The sequence below is a fragment of the Enterovibrio baiacu genome (genome assembly GCF_004120195.1).
GTDB lineage: Bacteria > Pseudomonadota > Gammaproteobacteria > Enterobacterales > Vibrionaceae > Enterovibrio > Enterovibrio baiacui.
Map to the genome: position 1 here is coordinate 481652 of NZ_SCHN01000005.1, position 25773 is coordinate 507424.

The following is a 25773-nucleotide window of genomic DNA, read 5'->3' on the forward strand; positions in this document are numbered from 1 at the left end:
CGGTGCGCTTATACAAAACAACAGAGGGAGCATGATGCTCCCTCTGTTGTTTTGTAGAATCACTGGCTCACTGTAGCAAGTGACGGCGTCACTCTATGTGTTTCTGTTCTACGCTGTCGCTTGATATGACGCCACATCAATGGAATGACAATGGATGCCAACACAATGTTTGAGAGTGGCATCGCCAGCCAAACACCTTGCAACCCGAACAGTTTCGGCATGATCGCCAGAAATGGAAACTGAACCAACATGTTTGCCACGGAAATACTCAACGATGTCCCGCCCTTTCCAACGGAAAGAAAGTACATCGATGCCAAAATGATCAGGCCATCGAGATACATCGCTGATAGGTGCAAACGAATACCCAAGGTGGCTTCGTCCACCAACGCCGGATCGCCCGTGGTGAACCAACCAATAACGTGTTCAGGAAACGCATTCAGTACCCCTAGCCACAGCAGCCCCGCCCCCAAAGACACCATGGTGGCTAGTTTCGCGACTTTCGCGATATTCGAGAATTGACGCGCACCGTGATAGAAACTCACTTGTGGTTGCATACCTTCAGCAATGCCTTCAGCAACCACGTAATACAAGGTCATTAAATAGCCAACAATGGCGAATGACGCGATGCTGATTGGCGAGCCGTATTCCACAAATAAGCGGTTGTGAAACGCCACTAGCACGCCGTAGTACAAATACATCACGAGGGACGACACGCCCATTGCTACGCTTTTTCTTGCATCACTCAGGCTAAATTGCAGCTGATGAGAAAAAACCGACAAATAAGAGTGACGTGACAACAGGTACACAAACGCCATGGCGACTGTGGTGAGCTGTGCAATCACGGTTGCCCATGCCGCACCGGCTAACCCCCAATGCAGTACGCCGATAAACAGGTAATCGAGTACGATGTTCGTTAACGCACCTACCACCATCATGGCCGTTGCGACGATCGGACTATCATCATTTCGGATAAGAAACGGCAAAGCACCTGACGCGACTGTCGCCATCGCGCACAGTGAAAAGACACGGATGTAATCCGCTGCGTATGCTTGCGTCATGCCTTGCGCCCCCTGCAAACCGATCAGGGGGTCACCCAGGAATGCCAGGTAGAGAGACGCCAACACGCCAAACACGATGATCAGCATGAGACCAGTAAACATGGCGGTTCGCGCGGCAGGGATCTTTTCCTCACCACGGTAAATGGAAACTAGGCTACCTGAACCCATGCCAATGAGAAGACCCAATCCGCTCACGAGCGCAATCACGGGCCACGCAATATTGATGGCCGCCAAACCCTCTGCGCCAATGTAGTGGCCAACAAAAACGCCATCAACCAATTGATAGAGGCCGTTCACAATCATTGCTGCAATCGCTGGAATGGTATATCGCCAGAAAGTGCGACTGATCGAACCGTTGTGTTCTAAAGAAGAAGTATGCATAAAAGTTTCATCAAAAAAGGAGGCGGCTATTATCTCGTTTAAACCGATAGGATAAAGTTACAATCCATCCGAAAATGAGATAGATTAAGTCATTGTCTTATTGTGATTTATACCTTTAGGTTACTGTGATGAACTGGACGCTCGATCAATTAAAGGCCTTTGTTGAAGCGGCTGAATGTGGATCTTTTTCTGCCGCAGCAAGGCGACTAGGCAAAGCGCAATCTCGCGTCAGTACTGCCATTTCTAACCTTGAAGTGGATTTAGGGTTTGAGTTGTTTGACCGCAGCGCTAAGTTACCCGTGCTGACTGACGCCGGAAAAGAAATGTTGGTGGATGCGAAAGCCATTTTGCAACAATGCCAGCGCATGAACTCGCGCGCAATGGCGGTGACCGAAGGCGACCCTGTCTCTTTCAACGTCGCCATGGATGAAGCGGTACCGATTCAAACCTTTGAAACCTTATTTGTCATGCTGGCCGATAATTTCCCAAACTTGAAGCTCACCATACTCAATGGCTCGCAAGATGACATTGCAACGTGGGTGAATGAAGGCCGCGCCGACATTGGTTTCATCTTCCGCATGAAACCGTTGTCAGAATCGTTAGATTGGTATGATTTGGCTACGATCAAACAAGTCATGATCGCCCCGTGTGACCACCCATTGAGTCTCATTGAACACCCGCATGAAGACGATTTGATCACGTATCGACAGCTCGCCATTCGAGATCGGTTAGGGTATTCGCAAGAGCAACCTATTTCGCCGCGCTATTGGCACGTTGATAGCTACTTTTACATCATTAACTTGGTCATGCGAGGTGTTGGCTGGGCGTTTGTTCCCGAGCACATTGCAAAGCATGAGTGGCACCATGGCCAAGTGAAAATCATTTCTACACAAGAGTTGTCCAGTCCACCGATTTACACGCTGAGCGTTATCAAACGTAAAGCACGCGGCTGGGACAAAGTCATGACATGGCTCGATACGACTTTGTTTTCTCTGTTCCCTTCCCAGCGATAACAAAGCGCCTCGTCAGAAAAGAAAAAACGCCCATAACGGGCGTTTTTTGTGTTGAGTTGTGCCGTGGGAGAATCTCTCGCAGCTAGCCCTTCATGGCTTATTCATCATCGTACGGTTCAATCGCCGTACCTTCGATCAAATAACCCGCTTGAGCAAGTTCATGAGAAACCGTATGGGTTTTCAACGTGCCTATCACATAGACCACATCCCAAAGCTCATGAACAGGTGCACCTTCTTCAAATTTCACATACACAATTTGGTTCGGTGGCGGCGGTGGCACGTGAATACACGCCCCGAAAAATGGCACTAGCAAGAACTCCGTAACCTTATCTGCATCCCCTTCGAGTGGGATAACAAACCCAGGGATCTTCACTTGGCTGTTGTTCAACTCAGGACGCACTGCACCGTACAAACTTTGTTGCGGTTCTGGATTATTATGGTCAATCGCAGGCATGCCACGATCATCAAATTGATTTCTTTCTTGTTCTGGCACCAGATCAATCCAATCCAGCGTTAGCACGTCTTCATTGTTTGCTTGGGCAAGCAAAGGGAAACACGCAACCAGTATTAATATCCATTTTTTCATTCAATTAGATCCGAATTGTCATTCCATCAGAAAGTGATTGTTTGTAAGCACGCAGTGCGGGTAACACACCAACGAGAAAACCTGCGCTAAGCACAATGCCCATCAACATCCATTCGTGCAGACTCAGCCAAGAGGCTGACAGTTGTAACCCGTAGTGGGAAAGCACAAACGGAGAGGCAATAGCCAAGACACCATATAACGTCACCACACCCAAAGCGATACCTAAGGCTGTTAGTAAGAGCGCTTCGCTGATCAACAAAATAAAGATGTGTGATGGACACGCACCCATTGCTCGTAAGATTGCCATCTCACGACGGCGTTCATTCAAGCTAGTCAGTAGGCTCGATAACATCCCCATTAAGCCTGCAATAACAACAAATCCTGACACCACCAGCAATGCTTGTTCTGCCACCGACATCAAGCTCCAAAGTTCATGCAGAGCGATACCCGGCATAATGGCGGTCAGCGGTTCTTTGGTGTATTCGTTGATGCTACGTTGTAAGGCAAAGGTTTGGATACGGCTTTTCAGCCCAACAAATAGTGCCGTAATTTGATCGGATTGAAGTGTTTCAATATCAATATCTTCCGCGGAAATACCCGGGCCTAACTGTGCACCACTTTCCCACCCAATATGGATAGCTTCGATAGCAGGCAAAGACACATGCACACTGCGATCAACGGGCGTTCCTGTCGGCGCAAGGATACCCGTGACGGTGAAAGGAAGATTATCATGGCGACTGAATTTTTTATCCGCCAAGCCATGCGCAATCACAATGTTGTCGCCGAGCGAATAGCCAAGCTTTTGCGCCACTTCCGCACCAACAACCGTATCAAACAACCCTTCAAACGGTTTCCCTTCACGGAAGGTGAGCGCTTGTTTCTGGCCAAAACGATAATGTTTGAAGTAGTCATCCGTGGTGCCAACCACACGAAAACCACGATGCGAATCCCCTAGCGTAATCGGAATGCTCCACTTAACGGCGGGGTTGGCGCGGATGTCTTCAACACTTTTCCAATCAATATTGTTGGTGGCATTGCCAATTCGGAAGACAGAATACAGCAGCAGATTCACTTGTCCTGAACGCGCACCCACGATCAAATCGGTGCCAGAAATGGTATTCGCGAAGCTGTCCTTCGCTTGCGTTCGAACACGCTCAACACCGAGTAACAACACCACGGAAATGGCCACTGTGAGTACGGTTAGTAGCGCCGTTGCCTTACGGTTTTTCAGGCTTTGTAAGGCGAGTTTAAAAATGGTCATACGCCCTCCGCTTGCGTTGCAGTACCTGAATGACTGGCTCCATTGATGTCGGTAAGCGATACCGAACGATCAAAATGCGATTCTAAGGTGTGATCATGGCTCACAAACAGCAAGCTAGACCCAGCATGCTCACATTCTTTCATCAGCAACGCGATAAACGCATTTCGGCTATCAAAATCAAGGGCGGAGGTGGGTTCATCGGCCAAAAGCAAGGCAGGCTTGCCAATCAATGCACGCGCAGCCGCTACACGTTGTTGTTGCCCAATACTTAACGCGGTGACAGGCTTGATTAAACAGCTTTCAGGTAGATCAAGCGCCAGTAGAAGACGTTTAGCTTCTTGCATTAAATCGCCTGACACGCGCTGCTTACGTAAAGAGGAAAAACGGCAAGGCAGGAGAACGTTGTCCAATACCGACAGATAAGGAAGCAAATTAAACTGCTGAAAAATATAACCAATGTTGTCGGCACGAAACACATCACGCTGACTGCCTTTTAAAGCGGTCAGTTCAGTATCACAGAGCTGCAGCGACCCCGATGATGCGAGATTAATACCAGCAATTAAGCTTAATAACGTGGATTTACCGCTTCCACTTGCGCCCTTCAAAAACACTTTTTCACCCTGCTCTACGGAAAAAGCAGGAATATCAATTTGCCAATCTGGCTGGCCTTCCCAGCGAAAACGCACGTTCTCAAGTTTTAATATCGACATGTGGTAAAGACCCTCATAGAGAGGGTCTACTCCTTGTTTTTCTTTTATGTCTGACTGTATCGCCGCTTAAAATTTAAAGGTGTTTGATGATGCTGTCATGTCTGCAGCTGTAACCCCACTGTCTGTCAGTGATTGAACCTTGATTTGTTCAGTCTGCGGGAAAGCCTTAAACCAGCTAGTGCTTACAGATTTGAGGTTCTCTGGGTTATCACAGTGGAACGTGTACTGCACGTTGAACTCACCGTGCCCATCTTCACCCTCATGATCATGGTGGTCGTGGTGGTCGTGGTGGTCATGGCCTTTGTGATCATCATGACCGTGGTCGTCATGGCCTTTGTGATCATCGTGACCATGGTCGTCATGGCCTTTGTGATCATCATGACCGTGGTCGTCATGGCCTTTGTGATCATCATGACCGTGGTCGTCATGGCCTTTGTGATCATCGTGACCGTGGTCGTCATGGCCTTTGTGATCATCATGACCGTGGTCGTCATGATCATCTTCCTTCGATGCGGCCAACGTGTGGCTGATGTTTTTTTCTTCTAGCGAACAATTTGCGCCACTGTTTACCGCAAACAAAGCATTGGCATCTGCTAAGGCAATAAGCGCTGAATTCAGTGCCGTTGTTTGTTCGTCATTCTTTGGGGCATGTTCAAAACCCACAACGTCGCTGCCAGGCGCGGCAATTTCGACAAGCAGATCATTGCCGTCTTGAGCAATAACCCACTCAACCAAACCGTGTTGATGAGCGCTATGCTGGCGGAACTCTGCTGATTCAGCAAAAGCAGTTGAGGATAGGCACAAAGCCACGGCGCTAAGAGTAAATAAAGGGGTAGTACGCATAATTTCTCCAAAATAAATCGATATAACTCTAGATAACATTGAGGAGATTGCGCGGTGGTGAGCGCGCTTTTGCGGTGATGGAAACAATTAGCGGTAAAGAAACCAGAAACGTGCTTTCACCTGACTCGACAAGCCAAGTCACGGGCGTGGGTAAATCATGACCAAGCACCGCTGGCGAACCTAACACGCAGATGGTGCAATGCGCATCCGTTTTTAACTCATGATGATGCGAACCTTTATGTTCAGCAACCAACAAACCTTGCCATCCCAATAAGACAACAAGAATCAGTGGTAATCCTCTACGAAACAAAAGCAGCATGACATCACAGGTATATCGGCATGTAATGTTATAATATAACACTCCATATCCGTCTTGCCTATGCGCGATTTTGTTTGCCAAGGCCTTGTTCAGACGAATAAAACGCCATTTATCGACAAAAAAACAATATCGCCCTAAAACGCTATAAGCCTCATCATTCGATGAGGCTTATAGCATTCAATACTGCGACAAATCGCAGCGCGATTTATCCCAAAACGAAAAAAGCCCCGTCTTTCGACGAGGCGTCTAAATCTGGCTCCCCCTGTGAGACTTGACGGGGCCGCCTAGGCTTGCGACAAAATCGCAGCGCGATTTATCCCAAACGAAAAAAGCCCCGTCTTTCGACGAGACTTCTAAATTTGGCTCCCCCTGCGAGACTTGACGGGGCCGCCTAGGCTTGCGACAAAATCGCAGCGCGATTTATCCCAAACGAAAAAAGCCCCGTCTTTCGACGAGGCTTCTAAATTTGGCTCCCCCTGCAAGACTTGAACTTGCGACATACGGATTAACAGTCCGCCGTTCTACCGACTGAACTAAGGGGGAATTGTTTACTCAGGATTTCGCTTTCTTAAAGATTGCTTTCTCGTGAGAACGAGGTCGATATTAGGCAAAGGGCCGAGAGCATGCAAGCACTAATTTGCATTCCGACCCAAAAATCCTATCAAGTGGCGAATTGATGAGCTATTTCACGCGATTAGCATGGATTTCACTCAATCAAACTTACTGCCCGGACAGAATTTGCGCCATCGCCCACGTCGTGTTTCTTGCGCTGTGGCCAAGACTTGGGTGTGTTTTCTCATCATTCAGGTGCTTAACCATATTTTCAACGTGAAAGTAATGAATCGGATCAGGATTATCAATCATCGAGGTCTGGTTCTCTTTGCCTTCTAGCACGAAAGGCACGTCTCCAAACACCGAACACACGATGCGTCCTTCACTGCCCACAATCTCTACCCTGTCTTCACGCGAGGCCGCGCCAAAATTCCAATAGCCCGATCCCATGACACCGCTATCAAACAAAAAACTGCCCGAAACCGCGTCTTCCGCTTCGTAGTAACCCTGTTGATTACTGCAAATGCCCTTCGCTTGACGAATATCTCCAAACCAACGTTGAAACAGATTCAAACCGTGGCTGGCAAGATCAACAAAATACCCCCCACCAGCTTGTGCGGGATTAACGCGCCAGTTTGCTTTTCCAGCCACATCGTCTGGATTTGGCTGACGGTGGTACGTCCAATGGATATGACGCACTTTTCCGATCATGCCTTGATCAATCCAATCTTTCACCGCATTAAAGCGCGGTAAAGACCGACGGTAATACGCGACAAATATCGGCTGCTTTGCTGCTTCAAACGCGGCAATCATGGCATCGCATTCTTCAACGCTAACGGCCATAGGCTTTTCCACCACGCAGGGCTTACCCGCACTTGCGACCATCAGGGCATATTCCAAATGACTATCCGGCGGTGTCGCCACGTAAATCGCATCAATGTTTGGGTCATTGATCAGCGCACTCGCGTCCGTGGTGTAGCGTCTAACACCATGTCGCGCGGCATAGTCTTTTACCTTTTCTTCAGCGCGCCCCATGACACATTCAAGCGATGAATGCTCAACCTGCCAAAATGCAGGGCCGCTTTTGCGTTCCGTGACGCTGCCACAGCCAATCATGCCCCAGCGAATGTGTTTGTGTTCCATTTGTTCCCCTCAATTGTTGCAATATTTCTCACTAATGATCATATATCCGCCTTTTAGGCCTTGCTAACGTGATCTCGATGAGTGATGCATAAAACGATGACGCCATTGTCTCTATATTGAGAACATAAATATTTAAGTAATTCCTTATACTCATCGGGTCGTAGTTTCATTTTCGACTGACAAACAGTCAGCGCTGTGCAGGGATTTGCACGTCCGTATGAGCGGAAGCGATAAACATGGATTTGGAAAATGAAAAGTTAATCCAAGTATTCATTTATCGAGGTTGTTGATGTCGTACTCACCCAACCGCAATAAAGTTATCCTGCAATCAATAGTACAATTTTTTGTTCTTGCAGTGCTCGTATCGCTACCTATTTTAATTGTTCGTACCGATGTCCTTATCCTAAAAAATGGATTATCCGAGCGTTCACTTACAGAATACAGTGAGCAGATTCTGCTCGCCGCGACAGTGTATTGCTATTTATTTGTCGCTTATGCTCAGCCCGCATGCCGGCGGTTTATGGCTCTGGTGTCTGGCTTTTTTGCCGTACTGCTCATTCGTGAACTCGATTTGTTCTTTGATGAAGCCATCTCTCATGGTTTTTGGGTTTACCCTGCTACTTTCGTTGCTGCCTCTGCATTGATTTATGCACTAAGCAACCGTGAGGAGACCATGAAAGGCTTTAATGCCTTTGTGTCTCACAAAGAGTTTCCTCTGCTCAGTTTTGGGTTGGTGCTACTTTTGGTATTTTCTCGCCTCTTTGGTATGGGTTCGCTCTGGGAAGATGCGCTGGGGGACGGGTATGTTCGCGTGGTCAAAAATATGGTCGAAGAAGGCACAGAGTTGATGGCATATTTCATCATCCTCTATTCTTCTGCACGCTATGTATTGTCCATACACCGTACACAACGCGAATTGCCGCAAGGTGCCAGGCCCTGTGAACAGTGAAGAAGAATAAACCGATAAGAAGCCACCCTTTCGGGTGGTTTTTTTGTGCGTGTTATGTGGTTTACCAACGGTCAGCGCGAACCAAATACAACCAAGTCCCAGATATAGAACGATCAGGTACAACCTCGAATTTTTATACTCACATACCGCACATCGAATTCAGGGAGTGAAGTATGAGTAAGATGTCGATGCTTCCTTTCATCTTCTTCAGCCTTGCTGCGTGTTCGGATGAACCCGTCACTTTAACCTCTGGCGCGTGTCCCTCTGAAAGCAACTATTCCCAAGCGTTTCTGAAAAGTGATTTCTATGCTGGCTGGAAACGGCTGCACAGCAATGGGACAAAACATGCTAACTGCAAGGCCGCCATGCGTTATTTTTCTCGTGGCGTAAACCAAGGCGCCGTGTTTGAGCTCTCAGCGCTCTATCTTGATTATTGTGATGACGGTAGCCACATTTTGCCGCTGGCCAACAGCAGCATTTACACCGGTAAAAAACAAGAGAACGGCATTGATTACGATGAATTCAAGTGGGTGCTTGATCTTGCTCTTTGCGACAGCCCTATTGAACAATATGCCCTTGGCAACATGTTAATCAAAGGGTTCATTACCGACAAAGACATTCAAAAAGGCATTTATTTCCTAAGCCTCTCTGCCCATCAAGAATATGTTCACGCCCAAGTGTCACTGGCGCAAGCATTGGTTCATGAAGGTGAAACGGACGTTGCGGCACTTTGGCTAGAAAAAGCCAAAGTAAACGGTGCACATGTGTTTTCAACGAAGTGAGCGCCAATCGAACATTCATCGACGGCTTGAGGTGGGAATTTGCATGAATTTACACTTTGTTTGCTACTCATTTTCATTCATCACACGTAAAGTTACTTTATTGATGCAAGAAAACAGAGCGATAGATGCAAAACGATCTTCCCCTATTTTTAGCTGGCCCTATTCTTCGAAGAATCACTGCCAATGAAATTTGCCTGTGGGCGATCACATCGCGTCCTTTGGACGCAACCTTTCAGCTTTACGCATCTTCAGACACTTCCCCGTTTTATACATCGCCGTTCGCTGAACAACCGCGGGTTGAGCTTGGGGAGCACTGCCATGTCGTCATGGCGGCCTTTACGGATACGCAAGCCTTTCCAACTAACGTGCCTCTCGAGTACGACATCATCGAGAGTGCGACGTCTTTGCTTCAGGACGTCGAAGGGCTGGTCTACGACAACGAAACGCGCCCTAACTTCGTCATTTCAACGCAAGCGGATTACATCGCACATGGTTCATGCCGTCATCCTCACCACCCTTGTGAAGATGCCCTTGTTGCTTTAGACAATAAAAACAATGGCCTTGATGTCAGTGCGCGCGCTGATCTCCTCATCATGAGTGGTGATCAAATTTATGCTGATGACGTATGCGGACCATTGATGCTAGCCATTCGCCAGACCATCACCTTGCTCGGTATGCGCGATCAAACATTTGAAGATGCACCAATATCAGCATGTAGCGACCTCGCCGACACCTCGATGCTCTATCAACGCGATGCGCTGCTTCCTCGTTCAACCATCAATCATGGCCTATTCAAACGGCTTTTTAAGGCAGAGCCTGAACCAGTTTTCAGCTCCCGCACCACCAATAATCACCTCATCAGTTTTAACGAATTCATCGCGATGTACATGCTGGTTTGGTCGCCGTCCCTATGGGCATTTATCACTTTGCCAGAAAACGATGAATTTCCGTCCTTGACGACAGATGAGCGAAAACGCTGGGACGACGAAAAATCCGAACTCAAGACATTCTGCGCAGGACTTTCACAAGTTCGACGCCTGATGGCCCACATTCCGACCTACATGATTTTTGATGATCATGACATCACAGACGACTTCAACCTGACCGTGGGTTGGGAGCGCGCGATTTACGAATCACCCTTTGCGCACGCCATTATCAATAATGGCATGCTGGGGTATTTCTTTTGTCAGGGTTGGGGGAATAATCCCGCGGCATTTTCATCATCATTTTGGCAAACCATCACGCGGTTTACTGCAACGCCAAACAACGCACATTTGAGTGACGTCATTACGTTGTTCCAGCATTTTGAACAGTGGCATTACACCATTCCGACGTCTCCCAAAGTGGTCGTCATTGATACACGCACACGGCGCTGGCGCTCAGAGTCGAGCAATAACAAGCCGTCAGGCTTGATGGATTGGGAGTCCTTGATGGATTTTCAACAAGACGTGTTTAACAATGATGCCGTTGTTGTTGTATCCCCCGCCCCCATGTTTGGTGTGAAATTCATTGAAACCATGCAGCGCATCGTGACATTTTGCGGTCAACCGCTTGCGACGGATTCCGAAAACTGGATGGCGCATCCGGGCTCCGCCAATGCCCTTTTGAACATCTTCAAACACCCCAAAACACCTAAGAACTTCGTTATTCTGTCTGGCGATGTGCATTACTCATTCGCGTATGACATTCGCCTGCGTTTTCGTAAAGGAAGCCCGAGAATTTGGCAAATTACGGGCAGCGGATTTAGAAACCAATTTCCAGAGCCCTATTTGTCGATTTTCGAGTGGTTTGACCGCAAATTGTTTTGGCCTGAATCGCCCCTAAACGTGTTTACACGCCGCAAACGCATGCGAATCGAACGCCGTTGCCCAGACAATGGCAGCAACCAATTTTTGCTTAATCGAAGTGCGATTGGCGAAGTTCACCTACACGCTGATGGGTCACCATCGCGCATTGGGTTGCTCACAGGCCGAGGGGAGGAAATCGCCTTTTTGCCAAGAGAAGACGAACAAGAAAGCGTGTCCGCAGAGGCTGATCGTCAACACCCTTAACTCAGACAACGCGCTGACGAGCGAGGCAGGCAATACATAAAATTGCCGTGATTCGGCGAGGCAGGATTGACTTGATGACGAGGCTGCGAAATACTCCGCAACCTTAATTTTTGCTACACGCTACAGGTGCCGATATGTCACGCCAACTGCAATACACTTATAAAGGCGAAACCAAAGTCATTACGTTTTCTTATCAACAGCACCGTTCTGCACACGAAGCAGCGGCTGAAGCAGAAGGAATTGATTTGACTGACTTCCTGAAAATGGAGCTTCAGTTGGAAATGGTGGCGGATACTAAAGCGGTACGAAACCACCGTGACAGCTACTTCAACAAGCTAGGTTTTGGCCGTATTCTTCTGCTGAAAAAAGAAGCAGCATCTATCAAAGATAAACGCCAATCTTAAGAAATAACGGCATTCGCCCCTGAAACAACGCCATTGTTTCATCACCTCAAGGTGCAGCCTCAACAAGAATCGAACCCACTGATCTCCCGTTGAATCTGCATCTTGCTGTTATTTGCGTTTATCACGTTTCACTTTCAAGAAAACCTCTCCATCCCTTTTGCCGAATACTAGAATCCTTCTCATTTTCTCCCTATTCTCAGATTAGCGAAGTTATTTCCGCAGACCGAAACGGGTAGAACACGCCAAGGCAATATCGCCTAGCCCAAAGGGCATTGGCAGAATCTTTTAAAGGAGATGTTATGTTAGGCGAAAATCACGCACTGATGTTTGAGTTCCCAGAATACAAAGACAAAATCCATGAAATGAAAATGGCTGACGACGTCTTCGGTGCAAAAGTCGATGAGTACCACGATCTTGACCACAAAATCCGAGGCCTAGAATCTGGCAATGTGCCAACGGACGATGCGACATTCCGCAGTTTGAAAATGCGCCGCGCTCAACTGAAAGACGAGATTTACTCGCAACTCACTCAATAGTGAGTGTTTATCCTTGCACCATTTCCTGATAAATGGTGCAAGTTATTCCTCCTGTCCCCTTGTTCACTTCCCGCTCCCTGTGATTTCTTGCGCCTAAACCCATGAAAAAGGTGGCATCTCTATCTACGCTTAACGAACGTCATTTCGACTTTCTATACAATCGACTCAACAATGATACAAAGTTTGTGCAATGGGTTGGGTACGCTAGATAACCACAAAAACAATAAGTTGATTACACCGTTTATGCGCAAGGAAGTTCTACCAATGTCTACATCTTTTTTCCGTCCGGTTATTCTTGCTGCGCTGATTTTACTCAGTTTTTCTAGTGCAGCCGTTGAAAAAACACGTTCATTTGAAAAAACGCTGAATGGCGTCCAATCGATTCTTTACTCGGTGCCAATAAAGGCCCGCGCGCTGTTATCTGATCTAGAAAAAGTCGAGCTTAATGAGAACCAGCCACTCCCGTTACTCGTCCGTTATTACTTACAAAAAGCCACGGTTGATATTCTACTCAATTCGCCAGAGCAAGCCGTTGTTGCAGCCAACCGCGGGATAGAACTAGCAAAAAGTGACCCACTGCTTAAAGCCGAGCTTTATCGCCTTGAATTGCGATTAAGCCAGGCCTTTATCATGCGCGGTGATGAAACCTCCGCCTTGCAACAGCTCGATGCCCTGCTCGCTAATTCTGAAACCTTGAGCGACCCATCGGTAACCGCAGAAATACTTCTGGTAAAAGGTCAGGCTTATAAAGCGCAAAACGAGTACGACGTTTCAATGGCCGCATTAATGAGCTCGCTCGATGCCGCCAAGGAAACGGACAATGACATGCTGATTGAGCGCATCGCATCAAACCTTGGTAGCGTGCTTGTGCAACTCAACGGGTTCGATAAAGCCTCCGTGTTGCTTGATCAGTCATACCAATTCTTCCGCTCCAGAAAGATGTCGTTTAACCAACTTCTAGTCAAACTCGACATGGCAGAGCTTGCGAGAAAGCGAGGTGATAACAAGAAAGCGCTGATCGAATACAAACAGGCACTTCAAATCGCCCAAGTATTAGGAGATGGCTCTCACCGCTTTCGCATTAACCTGCAAATTGCCGACCTCTTGCTACAAGCCGGCGACACCAAGAACATGATCCGCTATTTGCGTGCAACAGATAATCTGCGAGACCGTGAAACCATTCGTTACTACATCAGTAAATACAATCACCTCAAGGCGAATGAACAGTTACTTAATAACAACTTCCAAGCGGCCATCGATCACGTCACGCCATTGATTGAAGACCAGAAAACCCTCAGCCGCCTCTATCGCACAGAGTTAGCATTATACCTTGTCGCCTCCAAGGCCTATTTTGGCTTAGAAGATTACAAAAACGCGTATATCACCCTGCTCGATTACCAAGATCGTTTCTCCACATTCAGCTCAGACGAACAAGTGAATAACCTTGAACGCCAACAAATGATGTTCAACTTGGAAAAGCTGAAAGCTGAAAACCAGAACTTAAGCTGGAACAACGTGCTCCACACGCTTGAAATCAAGAACAATGAACAGCAAGTTGAATACTTGAACGTTCTGGTGATTGCGGGCATCAGCGCCACCATATTGGCAAGTTTGGTGGCCTTTGGTATTAACCGCCGTCGCATTCGTTGGGGTGAAATTGCCAATACTGACAGCCTTACCGGCCTGTTCAACCGTCGGTATTTCAATTCTCAGCTAGAGCGTTTACAAAAAGACATGGTTTCGAACAACACCGATGTCAGTTGCTTGCTGCTTGATGTGGATTTCTTCAAGCGCGTCAACGATACCTATGGGCACCCTGTCGGGGATAAAGTGTTGATCGGGGTGGCTGAAATGTTCCGCAATAACTTACGACGCGACGATATTTGTGCAAGGGTCGGCGGCGAAGAATTTATGTTGCTACTGCCAAACAGCCAACTCGAACAAGCGGCGGCCATCGCGGAAGATTTGAGGCTGCGCATTAGCGAGCTTTCTTTCCATAGTGAGCAAGGTGATCAATTCAGCGTGACGGCGAGTTTCGGCGTGCACCCGGTAAGCGCAAAGCAATCATTGTCTGAACTCTATAGCGACGTCGACAAACTGCTCTACCGCGCCAAACAGCATGGACGGAACCGTGTTGAATTACCGGAAGGTCACGTTGATGGTGAAGCCACGACTGAGGCGGCAGAAGAAACCATGTCGATAACGCAACGCTCCGAACGTTTCGCTCGCCAACTCCGTCGCTTGAAATTCCGATTCGCGCAACACTTCAGTTAACGCCGACATGTGCGTCAATGGCGGTTAGGGGCATGCAAATGGAACGAATTCGTTGATAGCATGCCCAATGTGTAGATTCTCCAACTCAGAGACATCCAGAACACGGCCACATCCGTAACGTGTTGAGGGTTGGAGGTATTCAACCCTTTTCGACGTTTAAAGGTGAAAATACATGGCTTGTCTAAACCGACTTCTCTCACGTGCGCATCAATTCGCTTTCTTGTCCCTTTGTTTTTTCGCACCATCGGCAACGGCCGACACGGTAAACACACAAAAACATGCCTTGAATATTGACGTTGTGGCGACGGGGCTCAACCACCCTTGGTCAATGGTATTTCTACCTCAAGGGGATATCTTGGTTTCCGAGCGAAACGGTTCGTTGAAGCGCGTTTCAGCCAAAGGCGATGTGTCTCCCGTGTCCGGATTACCAGAAGGCTTAGTCTACAAAGGGCAAGGCGGATTGTTAGGGCTCGCGCTTGCGCCTGATTTCAGCACCAGCAAGATCATCTATCTCGCCTTTTCAGAGGAAGGGCAATACAACAAAGCGGGCACGAGCGTTATCCGTGCCAAACTCCATGGCGACACCCTTACTGATATCACGACGATTTTCCAAACTGCACCACGCTTTGCCGGAGGGCGTCACTTTGGTGGCCGCCTGTTGACCACGGATGAGCATCTTTATATTGCACTCGGTGATCGGGGAAACAGAGACAAAGCCCAACACCTTGATTCCCATATTGGCAGTGTCATTCGTTTGAATCTGGATGGCAGCACACCGATTGATAACCCGTTTTACGCGCAAAGCACCGCCAACGACGGCACAAAAGCAGAGATTTTCAGTTACGGGCACCGAAACATTCAAGGTATGGCATTAGATCCTAAAACAAACACGCTTTGGACCCACGAACATGGCCCTCAAGGGGGCGACGAAGTGAATGTCATTGCAGCGGGTGCAAATTACGGCTGGCCAACCATTACCTATGGCGTGAATTACGGCACGGGCTCAAAGATCGGTAAAGGCACCCATGCTGAAGGCATGGAGCAACCACTTCATTACTGGGTACCGTCGATTGCACCCTCAGGCTTAGCCATGGTGCAAGGTAACGCCTTTCCAGCATGGCAGGGTGATTTACTGCTGGGCTCATTGAAGTTTGGCCTGTTAGTCAGACTTGATATTGAAAACGGCGTTATTGTGAATGAAGAACGCATGTTAGATGGAAAATACGGTCGGATACGTGACGTGGTTGAAGGGCCAGAAGGCAACCTTTACCTGCTGACAGATGCATCAAATGGCCAGATATTGCGGCTACGCCCCTCTCCGTGAAGCGTCGAAACAGCACGGAGAAGGCCAAGTGTAAAGTTTTCCTAACAAGCACAGAATGCTAATTTTGCCCAAAAAACGTAAGTAATCTCGAGTCACAATGCCAAAATACTTATGCAACTGAATCTGTTACATTAAAAAAGTGACTGTCAACCCATGTTTTAAACTCACTGCCGAGAGTATTGGACAGCCCTAAAACTCGACACTATAGTCACTTCATAAAAGAAAAAACGAAGTCACCTTTGCTTGCTAAAATAGACAATCCCCCGCCATTGCGGGGGTTTTGTTTTTTAAGTCCCCACGTTTTTCTTCCTATCTCTCCAATGAAAACACGCATTTCATCAGACGAATTCTTCATGTTGTCTATACTGAATTTATGGCCTTAATTTTCTTAAAGCGCATGAAACTACAGACTTTTTTATATGCACTGGCATGCTATTCACTTATTTTTGCAAGTTCACTAGCAAGCGCTAAAAGTGAAGACGCCAAACGGTTTGTGGTCGGTGTACAGAATTTTAATGATTATTCCCCTTATTCATCCTTCGTAAATAACACCTATTCAGGATTTAACAGAGAATTACTGGATGCTTTCGCACAAGATTATGGCTATGAATTCGTATACATGGCGCTCCCGATCAAGCGCTTGTACCGTCAATTCCTCGATGGGACAGTCGACTTTAAGTACCCTGACAATGCCATCTGGAGCGCCACGCAAAAGGAAGGTCATAATATTCTGTACAGCGATCCAATCGTCTCTTTTGTTGATGGGGTCATCGTGTTGAACAAGAACAAACCGATTCAACGTGACGAATTGAACAAACTCGGGATGATCGCTGGCTTCACGCCGTCGCCTTACCTCAAAGACATTGATAGTAAACGCCTAGAAGTATTCGAAACGCGAAGCCTAGAACCGCTCATTAAGATGCTCACAACAGGCCGTATTGACGGCATTTACACCAACCTGGCAGTCATGCGAAACCACGTGAGTCATCATCACGACCAAACAACCCTCATGTCGATGAGCCAAACGCTGCCTCATGTTACTGGCACGCGTCATCTATCCACCAAGCTGCACCCCGGAATGATCGTGGAGTTTAATCAGTTCCTAAAACAAAACAGAAAGTTAGTGAACGAGATAAAACAAAAACATGGATTACTTTGAGCGAGAAGCGAGAAATAATAGAAAGTCCCGTCTGAAAGACAAAAGAAAGCCGACGCATTCGTCGGCTTTGTCATACCAAATTACCTCAAGGTACTTGCGTGGTTTTCACCCTCAAGCCTATTGCGATGACGTCTTGGCGGTTTTGCTGTGCAGCACTTGGTACATGGCGTCTGTCAGCTCATCGTTAGGATCACCCGATAATTCCCATGTAAAGACGCCAGCTAACCCCTGTTGCTTTGCCCATTCCGCTTTGGCTGTCACAGAGCGTGTATCTTCAAATGAGATAAACACTTTCTTCTCAGGGTTCCACAAATACGGGGCTTGTGATTCTTCATCATACCCATATTGGTATCCTTGCTCAGCGGTATAATTGGTTTTCAAATCCCAGTACATGAAATAGCCCGGCTCACCCGTACCAAAACTTGCCCCTTTCTCTGACGCTAAATCGCTCGTTGGCAAGCTCCCATCAAATTGAGAACCTTCCCACCCACGGCCGTAAAAAGCAGCGCCCAGGACGAGTTTTTCTTTTGGAATGCCGTTTTCAATCATCTGATTTACAAACACATCAGCACCCATCCCCCACCAGCTTCGTTCCGTTGCGTGAAGGTTCGTCAAATGGCCCGTTTGCGTTCCCCATCCCCCCAAGAAGTCATAGGTCATGGCGAACATGTTATCCATCATCGGGGCGACAGAAGGCCAATCAATTTGTGCCGCTTTTGGCCCAACACCAACCGCAGACGACAATTCGTAGTCTTGGCCTGTTTCTGCTTTCAAAGCATCCAATTCCGCGCGTAATGCAGTGATCAAGGTGGTGAATGCTTTGCGCTCTGACGCTTTTTGTTCATCCGTGAGTTTGGTTTCAGGGTTCCAAGGAGACGTTGTTAAACCGCCGCCTCCAGGGTACTCCCAATCAAGATCAATACCGCCGAAAAAGTCATACTCTGCAATCAGTGCCACGGCAGACTTTGCAAAGTGCTTAATGGCATCTTCATCTTTTGCCATAGCATGGAAAGGCTCAGACATGGTCCAACCGCCGAACGACGGCAAAATGGTGATGTCAGGGTTGTCTTTTTTAAGCTGCGCTAACTGCGCAAAATGGCCTTTATAAGGAACATCCACTGACACCGAACCAAAATCGATGTTCAATGCGGCTTCTTGATCAACAACCACTGCAGAGAAAGGTGCTTTCCCCTCACATGCTGTTTCCACCTGCTTCTGAACAAGCTCTGATGCACTGTAATGAGGCCCACACATGCTTAAAAAGGCGTAAATCACGTGTGTCATCTTGTCTGCAGGGATATCCGCAACGGTATACGGATTGTCAGGGTTGGCATATTGCCAATCCGCGAAATACCCACCTACTACGTTATTTTCAGCGAAAGTTGGCGCAGCGATACACGCACTCAGTACCGCGCCTGCGAGGATAGTTTTCATGTCATCTCCTTCCATGATGTCATTGCTAAGCGACTAATTATTAGACGATTTACTCACGTATTAATGTCGCCCATGTTCCGAAGAAAACCTTCTTAACACTTTCATTACAAAGTTTGCGAGCGTGACGTTTTTTTGGTGCAGGAAGGAGGTTCAATTGTGCATTTATTTGTTTAATCGCGCACAGTTATCTTGGTGCTTGAGTCACGGGATAAGGCTGTGGCACAGCAAAGACATTCCGTTTTTCGAAACGAGAGAGTATGCTTCACTTATCGTGTTAAAAATCATGTCTTTGCTCATTTTTTGTTGGCCTGACTTTGTATTCGCCATAGCAAAGCATCAATCAAGGATTTTACGTTGAGCAACAAACTGATCAGCATCGATTTGTTTTTCGTCATTGAAAGGCTGCTGCCGGGTAAGCGCACGGTAGAGCTTTTCCGCAGCAACAATAAGCATCTCCCCGTCACAACTTTGCCACTCACGCACTACGATTCGGCCTCCTCACTTCAATTGGCATTATTCAAATACTGCATTAACTATGCTGCGTTTTCACAAGGTAAGCCGCTGGCTGACGACTACGCGATTGATGGCAATGATGATCAAATCCAGCCGGCAACCCAAATCGTTGCGGGTTTCATTCGTGGTTCTTACTGGTGGGTGGAACATTACTTGGAAGTGTATCGAGACGATTGGAGTGAAGATCAGAAAGACCGCTGGTTAAGAGATTTCAAGTTGCTCGTGCAAGCCATCATTGGTATTGGGAATTGCACCAAAGCCGAATGGTTAATCCGAAATCACGGCGCGATCAAAGCACTGACTTACAGTAGCCATAGCGCTCCATTCTTGCAGCACTACGATTAACAGCCTAGGCGCGTAATCAGCCCCCACGCAAAAAGACTGCGACCTTGCAGTCTTTTTCGCTTTTCACGCACACTCACCCTCTTAATCTTCACGTTTCTCACTGTCTCTGTTTCGTCATTTTTCTCTATTACACTAAACGCAATGTTCTCGCTTACTTAGGTTCAGGTGAAAAGACTCAAACGCTACCAATACGAGCGCTACGCCATATTGTGTCGAGATGCTTATCCTAGTGTCTTCGATCATGAGCACTATGGGTTTTCTCCGCAGGGCCGCATTGATATCCATAATCGATGGGGGAAAACCATTGTTCGCGTGTTGTGGCGAGAAGATGGAGATGCCGTGGTGGTGTTTAAGGGGTCGCAAAGCGTGTGGGATTGGTTGCTGAACTTGGTCTTCGTACCCACCCGTGTTGATGCACCTAAAAATGCAGGGTATGTGCATTGGGGATTTCACTACTTGCTTCGCCAGCCCAGCATACCGCGAAGCGCTTATCACCATCGTGATATCGTAAACCTGCCTTTAGGGTTGCAAGCCGACCTTCTTCATTCAAGAGAGCGCTCAGCGTTAGACGGGCATTCGGTGATGGAAAAGCTAGAGCAATGCCTGATCCCCTTGATAAAAGAAGGTAAGCGTCTGTCTTTTACCGGGCACTCTTCAGGCGGAAGTATGGCAATCATCGCGGGCGAAATCTTGGAGCAAACCTATCCCAATTGCATTAAACGTATCGTTACGTTTGGACAACCCGCGACAGGCTATTGGAATTTCAAAAAACGCTACCGTTTAAACGCGAAAACCTATCGTATTTGTTGCGACGTTGACATGGTGACATTCCTCCCTGGTATTCCCCTTCTGTTTTGGCACGTTGGTGAGTTGCTTTGGCTACATAATGATAAAATCTACCGTAACATGCCGTCTTTAATTCGTATTATTCGAGTACTAGTTAGTTGGCTATTACGTCCGATTTCGTATCATTTTATGGACAAATATATCCGAAGGAAAAACTACTTCGACAAACATTAACACTGCGTTTGAAACAAAAATCATTCTCTTTCATTATCAGCATATTAGCGAACCTTAATGATTGATTGCAAATATTTGGCGAAAGGCAAAATGAGAAAAAAATTTCATCAGCCATACTTTAACCATCGAATATTGGTGCATTAGAATAGACAATTGAAAATACCACCCCAGTCTTTTGTCATTCTTCTATCAAAAATTTCTTATAAAGTTCTCGTCAAATAATATCAAAAATCAAACCGTCTCATTTGTGAGATGGAAATTGTTCAATGAGTTACATAGTCTCTCGTCATCCGCTGGGCAATATTTTGCCTAGGCATCGAAAACCTTTTAAATGCAAGCCGTACCACCCGTCACTAAACACACCGGCGTGGTTAACAACGCGCCGCATGAAAAAGGGTAACTTTTTTGGGTAAAGGGATTTCATATGAACATAAAGAAGACGTTAATCTCGACAGCCATACTGGCAAGCACCCTCGTTTCTGCCCAAGCAGCAGCAAATTGTGCAGGTAATGTTTACTCAATGAACGCCGGTCGTGGCCACGTTGGATTGCTGTTAGATGTACAAGAAGCTGAGGTAATGGGCAACTTGTACAGCGCAGATGCATCTGACCGCAGCGATTACCACTCGCGAGCGTTGTTTAGCGCGTCAAGCATGTCATATGATCGAATCACTGACCGCCTCTACTACACTAACTCGCCTCAGCCAACGTCATTCCATGTGACTGGTGCTCAAAATGACGTAACGGCTGAAGAATACAAAAGTTTGGATCTTCACGCTAAAACCATAAAAGCATTCCAACTTGCCTATTACGATCCGGCGACAGGCAACCATGTTGCTGGCCCTACCGTGAAAAAACAAATTTTGCGCATGGCATTCGATCCGGATTCCGGTGAGCTTTTCGCCTCAGATTCCCAAACCATTTTCAAAGTAGACCCCGTCACTGGCGCAATCACCCACTTGGGTAACTTTGACACTGGCTTAAAAAATGGCGGATTTTCAAACTGGGGTGATTTTGTTTTCCAAGATGGCGAACTCTTGTTTGTTACCAATGGCCGTACCTTCTCTATCAACACGACCACAGGCGCGCAAACGTTCAAAGCTTTCCACTTCGTAGATTTCGTCGCTGCAGCAACGTTGGATCAAAACGGTCAGATGCTTATCGCGGCAAAAAACCAGAATGTTTCCGGCAATGTAAACAGCAACATTCTTTACCGCATTAAACCTTCTACCGGTGAGAAAAAGCGCGTTGGCCTCTTCCCTAGCCGCATAAGTGCCATGGCAACAGTGACGTCTGAAGACCATACCTGTTATGAAAAGACCGTGTTCCCTAGCGATTCGAAACCAGAAGTGTCAGGCTTTGCCGCCAACGCTGGATCAGTAAATGAAGGCTCTACGGCTTACTTCACTGCTTCTTTTGATAAAGAGACGGCGAATGCAACCACACAAATTCGATTGGCGATTAAAGATGGCAGCGCGCGTTTGAACAGTGATTACCGCAATACGGTTCAACTGCGTTATTCAGATGGCACGACGTCATCAGCAACCATTTCATCAACCCTCACTGCCATCACCTTGCCGCAAGGAATTACCTCTGTGCGCATTGGCGTGCCAACCGTGAATGATTCAACGCACGAGAACAACGAATACTTCACCATGCAGGCGTGGATCAATGACGATAAGAGTGATCTTGGCACTGCTAACGTCACGATTATCGATAATGACCCGAACATCGATACCTTACTTCAAAATGCCGCCAATAACAGTGGCGTAGCATGGCATGGTAGCCGAGGTGGCGCGTGGTTCACCAAAGACCAATACATCCGTGGTGTTCATGCAAACATTAACGGAACGATTCCAGCAGGAACAACACTAGAGTTTTATCAAACGGGCGGGTTCCTTCGCAGCATCTCAATCAGCAGCGGCGGAAAATACTACGAGCAACATTCAAATCATGAGCGTTACTACAAAGGCGGTGATATCGCATGGGCACGTTTGAAAGGCCCTAATGGTAAATACTACAACGTGAAAACTGGCCACCGTGCTCAGTTACACCACAATAAGAACGTAAATTGTTCAAACGGGTGCTGGTCGCAAATCCATAACTAAAAACAATGACAGTTAGGCTAAAAGGAGCGCAGATGCGCTCCTTTTTTATATTCTCGCATCAGCACATCCCCGTCGGTAGCAGCTCAGCACTCGACTCACACTAAATTTGAATATTACCAAAAAAATTCAATCTTCAGCTCTTACGACATTCGTCCATCACAGTTAAGAAATGCCATCATCCATAACGTCAAATGAAATCAAAAAATCGTAATTACCACTCAATAGATAAGCCACATTTAAAACAGAGTGATGCAATTATCCTCACACCCCCCCGAAATGAGAGAAAACATACCCAGCCAATGCTAATTAATTTATGTCTAATATATTAATAACTTAAGTAAGTTTTATGGCAAATTTAATAGTAATTATCTTACATTGAGAGAAATTTGAGAGGATTTTTAAAACAAAACATGAATCATAAAGACTGCTATCTCACGCTTTTATAATCGACTTACAGACCAGGTTTAATACTAAGTGATGGTATTCATATGTAACTGATAATTTCACCGTGACGAACCAAATGTGCGGCTGCTAGAGTTTGTTTCAACATTGAACAGGAAGATGTAAATAAAGTCGCCGCAATGTCAGTTAGGCTAGATATGACAAACTCTATTTTCAACAGAGAACTGCCACCAAAATATAGATACATAACCAACCGGCGAATGTAGATGGAACTTCAAATTAGATAGGAATAATATCGCTATGAAAAAGAATAGAATTGCTCAACTCATGCTGGCATCTAGCATCATGGTCTCTACCAACGTTTTTGCGGCTTGTTATGGAAACGTTTACAGCATGAATGCTGGACGTGGTCACGTGGGTGCGCTTATTGATCTAAAAGAAAGCGCTTCCTTGGATAACAACTACTTTCAAAACGCGTCTGAGCGAGCTGTCATCAACTCTAAAGCCCTCTTTAGTTCTTCTGCGATGGCTTATGATGAAAATACTAACCGCATCTATTATTCAAATGTGCCAACCCCTACGGCATACCACATCAATGACACTGAAACGTTTTTTAGTGACGACGAATTAGCATCATTAGATTTTCACGCAAAGTCTTCAGAGCGCTTCAAACTGGCATACTATGATGTTGCGACTGGCGAACATGTAGAGGTAGCGAACACCAAATACCAAATTATGCGCATGGCATTCTCACCAGAGACGGGTGAGCTTTACGCATCAGATGCAAATCGCCTTTTCACTGTAAACCCAACGTCTGGCGAAACGACTCAAATTGCTCTTTTCCCTACTGGTCCACGTAACGGTGGCTTTACCAACTGGGGCGATTTTGAGTTTTATAAAGGCGAATTGTTGTTTGTTACCAATGGACGCTCTTACTCGGTCGATTTAACAACCGCTGACCTAACATTGAAAGCGTTTCACTTTGTCGATTTCGTCTCTTCTGTCACGACAGATCAGAACGGCCAGCTCATCATGGCCGCAAAGAATCAGAACGTGTCTGGCAACGTGAACAACAACCGTCTGTGGCGTTTTAACCCTTCAACGGGTGAGAAGGTACAGGTAGGTTTGTTCCCTACTCGCATTAGTGCAATGGCGACCGTCACCTCAGAAGAACATACGTGTTATGACGCGACGGTATTCGAAAGCCAAAAAGTCACCGTTGAGTCTCTCACTAACGATGGCGCAAAAAAATCAGAAGGAACAACTGGCGAGTTCTCGGTTTCATTAGAAGAAGCAACAACAGATGAAACGACAATCAGGGCTGCATTGGTTGATGGAACAGCAACAGGCGGCCAAGATTACAATCGTCAAGTAACGGTGTCATTCCTTGACAGTTCAGGTAACCAGCTTACTTCTAGAAGCCAAACCTTGAGCAACGAAGGTGACGAAATATCTCTTCCTACTGGCACAAAAGATGTGACGTTCACCGTTTCCTATCTCAGTGACAGTAACGTGGAAAGTGATGAAACTGTCACGTTCCAAGTCTGGGGACAACAGGATAGAAGCGACATACAAGAATCGACAGTGACGATTGCAGAACCCGATCAGACATTGGCTGTTAGCAGTATCACTGTTGACGGACTGGCCCCTGAAGGTGGTTTTTTCTGGGGGACGACGGTGACACTGAATAAAGTCGTTACCGAAGATACACCTAGACTTCGTTTTCTCTTAGGAAGTGGTTCGACCTCAACAGCGGAAGAAGACAGAGATTTTGCAAATAACTTTGCTATCTTTAGGTTCTTTACCGCAAATGACCAACTCATTTCCGAGAGCACAAATCTCCTCCTAGATAGTGACAATGGCCACAAAGGAAATCCTTCCGTCATGAACATTCCAGCGGGAACACAATACATTAAGGTGGGCATCCTCATCGCTGGCGATTCAATCAAAGAAGCTGATGAGACGTTTAATGCTATCGTTGCTCTGCAACACGGATTTACGGATTTGAAAGTCGCCGTTGTCACCATAAAAGACGACGACTAAAGCCATATTCCACGCAGAAAACTAACTAAAAAGGGGAGCGACATGTCGCTCCCCTTTTTTATTTTATCTTTGTGTATCAACGTTTGCTGCGCTGCAAAAACTTATCGAGTTCGTTAGCAAATCGCTGGCGATCTTGCTGATTGAGTGCTGCAGGGCCACCCATCTGCACACCACTCGAACGCATGGTATCCATAAAATCACGCATGTTCAGGCGTTGGCGAATATTTTCCAACGTGTACAGTTCTCCACGCGGGTTTAACGCCAACGCTTTTTTCTCGATGACTTCAGCGGCCAGAGGAATGTCAGCCGTGATCACGAGATCTCCTGGCTCAACGCGTTTAACGATTTCATCGTCAGCCACATCAAACCCTTTCTCTACCTGAAGGCTAGAAATGAATCGAGAAGGCGGTGTTCGCAACCCTTGGTTAGCCACAAGCACAACCTGCGTTTGGGTTCTGTCTGCCGCGCGGAAAAGCACTTCTTTAATTACAGCGGGACACGCATCCGCATCGACCCAAATTTTTGCCATGTTTCTCTTCCTCAAACGTCAATTGCAGCGAACAT

Annotated in this window: 22 protein-coding genes and 1 tRNA gene; 13 read left to right on the forward strand and 10 right to left on the reverse strand. The window is 46.8% G+C overall.

Annotation, left to right across the window (positions count from 1 at the left end; translation table 11 throughout):
• Positions 1 to 59: 59 nt before the first annotated feature.
• A complete protein-coding gene (locus EQP46_RS02420; RefSeq protein WP_129492122.1) occupies positions 60 to 1439 on the reverse strand; it encodes an MATE family efflux transporter in 1380 nt (459 codons plus the stop codon).
• A 128-nt stretch (positions 1440 to 1567) separates the two neighbouring features.
• On the opposite strand from EQP46_RS02420, the gene EQP46_RS02425 reads away from it, so the two are divergent.
• Positions 1568 to 2452, forward strand: a complete 885-nt coding sequence (locus EQP46_RS02425) for a LysR family transcriptional regulator (RefSeq protein ID WP_129492123.1) — start codon at positions 1568 to 1570, stop codon at positions 2450 to 2452.
• Between the two features lie 97 nt (positions 2453 to 2549).
• Here the strand turns inward: EQP46_RS02425 and EQP46_RS02430 are convergent, their stop codons facing one another.
• The 7 genes from EQP46_RS02430 to EQP46_RS02460 form a co-directional block, all read right to left on the reverse strand.
• On the reverse strand, positions 2550 to 3038 hold the full coding sequence (locus EQP46_RS02430; protein WP_129492124.1) for a DUF3299 domain-containing protein: 489 nt from the start codon (positions 3036 to 3038) through the stop codon (positions 2550 to 2552).
• Positions 3039 to 3042: 4 nt separating this feature from the next.
• Positions 3043 to 4299 (reverse strand): ABC transporter permease, encoded by a 1257-nt coding sequence (locus tag EQP46_RS02435; protein ID WP_129492125.1) that lies wholly within the window; start codon positions 4297 to 4299, stop codon positions 3043 to 3045.
• On the reverse strand, positions 4296 to 5009 hold the full coding sequence (locus EQP46_RS02440; RefSeq protein ID WP_129492126.1) for an ABC transporter ATP-binding protein: 714 nt from the start codon (positions 5007 to 5009) through the stop codon (positions 4296 to 4298). The genes EQP46_RS02435 and EQP46_RS02440 overlap by 4 nt, the downstream gene beginning before the upstream one ends.
• Positions 5010 to 5075: 66 nt before the next feature.
• The gene (gene zrgA / locus EQP46_RS02445; RefSeq protein ID WP_129492127.1) at positions 5076 to 5852 is read right to left on the reverse strand and encodes a zinc uptake protein ZrgA; all 777 of its coding nucleotides are present in this window, start codon (positions 5850 to 5852) and stop codon (positions 5076 to 5078) included.
• A gap of 28 nt (positions 5853 to 5880) precedes the next feature.
• Positions 5881 to 6213 carry a hypothetical protein gene (locus tag EQP46_RS02450; protein WP_129492128.1) on the reverse strand — a complete coding sequence of 111 codons (333 nt, stop codon included), beginning with the start codon at positions 6211 to 6213 and terminating at the stop codon, positions 5881 to 5883.
• Positions 6214 to 6638: 425 nt separating this feature from the next.
• Positions 6639 to 6714 (reverse strand) — tRNA-Asn (locus EQP46_RS02455).
• A gap of 177 nt (positions 6715 to 6891) precedes the next feature.
• Positions 6892 to 7866: a Gfo/Idh/MocA family protein gene (locus EQP46_RS02460; protein WP_129492129.1), complete on the reverse strand. Its 975-nt coding sequence runs from the start codon at positions 7864 to 7866 to the stop codon at positions 6892 to 6894.
• 289 nt (positions 7867 to 8155) lie between these two features.
• Between EQP46_RS02460 and EQP46_RS24395 the strand changes: the two genes are divergently transcribed.
• The 8 genes from EQP46_RS24395 (at position 8156) to EQP46_RS02500 (ending at position 17345) form a co-directional block, all read left to right on the forward strand.
• The gene (locus EQP46_RS24395; RefSeq protein WP_167482744.1) at positions 8156 to 8815 is read left to right on the forward strand and encodes a hypothetical protein; all 660 of its coding nucleotides are present in this window, start codon (positions 8156 to 8158) and stop codon (positions 8813 to 8815) included.
• Between the two features lie 173 nt (positions 8816 to 8988).
• Positions 8989 to 9597, forward strand: a complete 609-nt coding sequence (locus EQP46_RS02470; RefSeq protein ID WP_129492130.1) for an SEL1-like repeat protein — start codon at positions 8989 to 8991, stop codon at positions 9595 to 9597.
• A gap of 125 nt (positions 9598 to 9722) precedes the next feature.
• The gene (locus tag EQP46_RS02475) at positions 9723 to 11648 is read left to right on the forward strand and encodes a metallophosphoesterase family protein (protein WP_129492131.1); all 1926 of its coding nucleotides are present in this window, start codon (positions 9723 to 9725) and stop codon (positions 11646 to 11648) included.
• Between the two features lie 134 nt (positions 11649 to 11782).
• Entirely contained in the window at positions 11783 to 12052 is a 270-nt protein-coding gene (locus EQP46_RS02480) for a DUF2960 family protein (RefSeq protein WP_129492132.1), read from the forward strand.
• A 299-nt stretch (positions 12053 to 12351) separates the two neighbouring features.
• Positions 12352 to 12588 carry an HP1242/YdcH family protein gene (locus EQP46_RS02485; protein WP_129492133.1) on the forward strand — a complete coding sequence of 79 codons (237 nt, stop codon included), beginning with the start codon at positions 12352 to 12354 and terminating at the stop codon, positions 12586 to 12588.
• Between the two features lie 264 nt (positions 12589 to 12852).
• Positions 12853 to 14862, forward strand: a complete 2010-nt coding sequence (locus EQP46_RS02490) for a diguanylate cyclase (protein ID WP_129492134.1) — start codon at positions 12853 to 12855, stop codon at positions 14860 to 14862.
• 172 nt (positions 14863 to 15034) lie between these two features.
• Positions 15035 to 16186: a PQQ-dependent sugar dehydrogenase gene (locus EQP46_RS02495; protein WP_129492135.1), complete on the forward strand. Its 1152-nt coding sequence runs from the start codon at positions 15035 to 15037 to the stop codon at positions 16184 to 16186.
• 397 nt (positions 16187 to 16583) lie between these two features.
• Entirely contained in the window at positions 16584 to 17345 is a 762-nt protein-coding gene (locus EQP46_RS02500; protein ID WP_240671618.1) for a substrate-binding periplasmic protein, read from the forward strand.
• Positions 17346 to 17462: 117 nt separating this feature from the next.
• Here EQP46_RS02500 and EQP46_RS02505 read toward each other — a convergent pair whose 3' ends face one another.
• Complete coding sequence (locus EQP46_RS02505) at positions 17463 to 18779, reverse strand: glycoside hydrolase family 18 protein (RefSeq protein ID WP_129492137.1); 1317 nt, start codon at positions 18777 to 18779, stop codon at positions 17463 to 17465.
• A gap of 354 nt (positions 18780 to 19133) precedes the next feature.
• Here EQP46_RS02505 and EQP46_RS02515 point away from each other — a divergent pair, with 354 nt between their 5' ends.
• The 4 genes from EQP46_RS02515 to EQP46_RS02530 all read left to right on the forward strand — a co-directional run bounded on the left by EQP46_RS02515 (position 19134) and on the right by EQP46_RS02530 (position 25209).
• Positions 19134 to 19637 carry a hypothetical protein gene (locus tag EQP46_RS02515; RefSeq protein WP_017007979.1) on the forward strand — a complete coding sequence of 168 codons (504 nt, stop codon included), beginning with the start codon at positions 19134 to 19136 and terminating at the stop codon, positions 19635 to 19637.
• Positions 19638 to 19802: 165 nt separating this feature from the next.
• The gene (locus EQP46_RS02520) at positions 19803 to 20657 is read left to right on the forward strand and encodes a lipase family protein (protein WP_129492139.1); all 855 of its coding nucleotides are present in this window, start codon (positions 19803 to 19805) and stop codon (positions 20655 to 20657) included.
• 424 nt (positions 20658 to 21081) lie between these two features.
• Positions 21082 to 22764, forward strand: coding sequence for a YncE family protein (locus EQP46_RS02525; protein ID WP_129492140.1), 1683 nt, complete (start codon positions 21082 to 21084; stop codon positions 22762 to 22764).
• A gap of 702 nt (positions 22765 to 23466) precedes the next feature.
• The gene (locus tag EQP46_RS02530; RefSeq protein ID WP_129492141.1) at positions 23467 to 25209 is read left to right on the forward strand and encodes a YncE family protein; all 1743 of its coding nucleotides are present in this window, start codon (positions 23467 to 23469) and stop codon (positions 25207 to 25209) included.
• Positions 25210 to 25285: 76 nt separating this feature from the next.
• Here EQP46_RS02530 and EQP46_RS02535 read toward each other — a convergent pair whose 3' ends face one another.
• Positions 25286 to 25738: a YaiI/YqxD family protein gene (locus tag EQP46_RS02535; protein WP_129492142.1), complete on the reverse strand. Its 453-nt coding sequence runs from the start codon at positions 25736 to 25738 to the stop codon at positions 25286 to 25288.
• Positions 25739 to 25773 lie beyond the last annotated feature (35 nt).